Consider the following 2,391-nt stretch of genomic DNA (forward strand, 5'->3'; position numbering starts at 1 on the left):
TAATAGCGATCTTCGTTGAGGGCGCAAGAAAGACGGCGCTTCCAGAAGGCTCTTCTAAAATAGAAGCGCTTGCAGGTTCTGCCATATGAAAGACCATTTTAGCCCGTACCTCAGAGCTCTCTGGATAGAAAGACTATTTCGTCGATGCCGGAATTCATGAGTATCGTACCGGGTATTCGTCGCGTCCGGGTGAATCCCATCCCAAGAAAGAAGGATTCGGGACCATTCGGAAAGGGAGCGCGAAGCCCCGAGAGAACACCGACCTTTGAATATCCCAGAGCTCTCAGCCGACCAAGAAAGAATTCAAGCAATCCGGCTCTGTAGTCTAGAGGTTCAGCCATGGCGTTGTAGATACAGTTTATAAAGGCCATCGAACCTTCGGCCGGGATGGCGTAAGGTGACTCGAGAGAGGGGATAGCCTCGCAGAAGGCCACGGGTCTCTCACCCGAGTAGGCCACGGCTCCGGCGCAGAGGCGATCTTTGCTGTCGAACCTCTCCAACCAGGCCCTCTTTTTGGCTATGCCGAAGTTATCGCCGTTAGTGCATATACGGCACGCATCGGTGATCGTCTCCCTCGAATAGAGCCTTATGGAGTCGCACGATCCCTTCGGGTTCGGCGAATACGGCTCGAAGTATTCAGATGGTTTTCCGGTCTTCAATATGTCTATCAGTCGTCGGGCCGGAACTGGACCGGCTATTGTGATATCTTTCAGGAAGATCGAGAATGGAAAGAAGAGCCCGACGGGAGGAGACAGATGTGTGAGGTTGTACTCTTCAATTGATAACCCCAGAGCATCGGCGGCCTTCCTTGCCTCTCCACGCGCCCATGAATTCCAGGGACACTGATCGCCGTAGTAGTAAACCTTCATTCTTTCGATCTCTTTCACCCCGCCCGTGTAATTTATGTCGATCTGGTACCAATATTATAGGTTTTCCGGGCGAGTATCAACCGGCCTTCGTTCTAGTTGTGCAATTGACTGGTTATGCACCTTCCGATATAATCTCAACAACCGATCCAGCTGCCGAAGGAGACAAGATGTTGGGTTATTTCAGGCCAGGTACCTCGCTTTCCGCAGAGTCAAAGAGACAGTACCGGATTATATACTGCTCGCTATGCCATTCTCTACGAAACACCTACGGCAGGAGGGCCGCGCTTCTTCTTCAGAACGACTCGCTCTTTTTCGCGCTTCAATCAGGCTTCATGCCTCCTGTGGATGAGGAGAAAGTCGTGAAAAAAAGATGTGTGATGCAACCCAAAAAGGTCGAGATTCTGGCCTCCAGCCCGGAAGTTTTCGAACCTCTGGCCGACTTCTCGCTTTTAACTGTTCTCTTCGCAGGATGGGACAACGAACTGGATGAGAGGCGGGGAGTGAAATCGAGGTTGTTCGACACGCTTTACAGGCGAGTTTTCACAAAACTCGGGGCGAAACTCCGACAGAGGGGAGTATCGCTCGACGGGTTGAAGAGGGAATGTGTGAAGAACCTCGAACTTGAGAGAAAGGAAGCATCGAGTCCGCTCGAAAGGCTGGAAGGATTCGTCCGATTCGCTTCGAAGCTAATAGCCGAATTCTTCCCGTCGGCCGGAAAGGGGGAACGAAGCCTTGAAATCGCCCGGGAGATGCTCAAGGTTATGTATCTTATCGACGCTCTTGAAGACTACCATTCCGACAGAAGACACGGCGATTTCAACGTGCTTTTCGGTCACGAAGGACCGAACCTTGCCGAATACGTCGAGAGTGGCGTATACTCTTCACTGGAGGCTATTTCCCTCCGTGGAAAGTTCAGCACCGACCGGTGCCTTACAGAGATAATCGACAGCACTTTTTCCTTCGTAGTAGGCAGACTTGCTCTCGCGAGGGAGAAGTACAACAAGGGGGTTAAAGATGCCTGATTATTACGAAGTCCTCGGGGTCAGGCCCGACGCTTCGGACGAAGAGATAAAGAGCAAATACCGCGAACTGGTGAAGATGTACCATCCGGATAGACATACCAACAACCCGCTTCAGTCGCTGGCTGAGCAGAAGATGAAAGAGATAAACGAGGCCTACGAAGTACTGGGCAGCCCCGAAAAACGCCGCCAGTACGACGGCGGCAATGTCGGTGGAGCCTCCTCGAGGTACAGCTCCTCTACGGCCGGAAGTTATGAAGCCCTGATCGCACAGGCCAACGGTGACTTATCTCAAAGACTCTGGGAAAGGGCCGTCCAGCTTTGCACAAAGGCGATCGGTATGAATCCTTCCCGCTACGAGGCCTATGCTATAAGAGGAATGGCCCGTTACCAGCAAAACAACCACAACAGCGCAATCGAAGATCTGAACACCGCCATATCCAGAGGCGGGAGGGAAGAAGCGATCTATGCATATCTGGCCTTCAGCAGTGCCGAGCTCGGCA

The 2,391-nt window shown here is 52.3% G+C and carries 3 protein-coding genes; 2 read left to right on the top strand and 1 reads right to left on the bottom strand.

Annotated features, from left to right (window positions below):
- Nucleotides 1-110: 110 nt before the first annotated feature.
- The gene (locus PKX57_RS12050) at nt 111-869 is read right to left on the bottom strand and encodes a hypothetical protein (protein WP_472417556.1); all 759 of its coding nucleotides are present in this window, start codon (nt 867-869) and stop codon (nt 111-113) included.
- A gap of 104 nt (nt 870-973) precedes the next feature.
- Here PKX57_RS12050 and PKX57_RS12055 point away from each other — a divergent pair, with 104 nt between their 5' ends.
- Both PKX57_RS12055 and PKX57_RS12060 read left to right on the top strand, forming a co-directional pair.
- Entirely contained in the window at nt 974-1,891 is a 918-nt protein-coding gene (locus tag PKX57_RS12055) for a DUF5685 family protein (protein WP_472417558.1), read from the top strand.
- A partial coding sequence (locus PKX57_RS12060; RefSeq protein ID WP_472417560.1) for a DnaJ domain-containing protein occupies nt 1,884-2,391 on the top strand: 508 nt, incomplete at its 3' end. The genes PKX57_RS12055 and PKX57_RS12060, both read left to right, overlap by 8 nt.

It is taken from the genome of Mesotoga sp. (genome assembly GCF_035363035.1).
Lineage (GTDB): Bacteria > Thermotogota > Thermotogae > Petrotogales > Kosmotogaceae > Mesotoga.

Coding starts and splice junctions, on each gene's coding strand:
- PKX57_RS12050 (WP_472417556.1), bottom strand. CDS start 869: ATGAAGGTTTACTACTACGGCGATCAGTGTCCCTGGAATTCATGGGCG.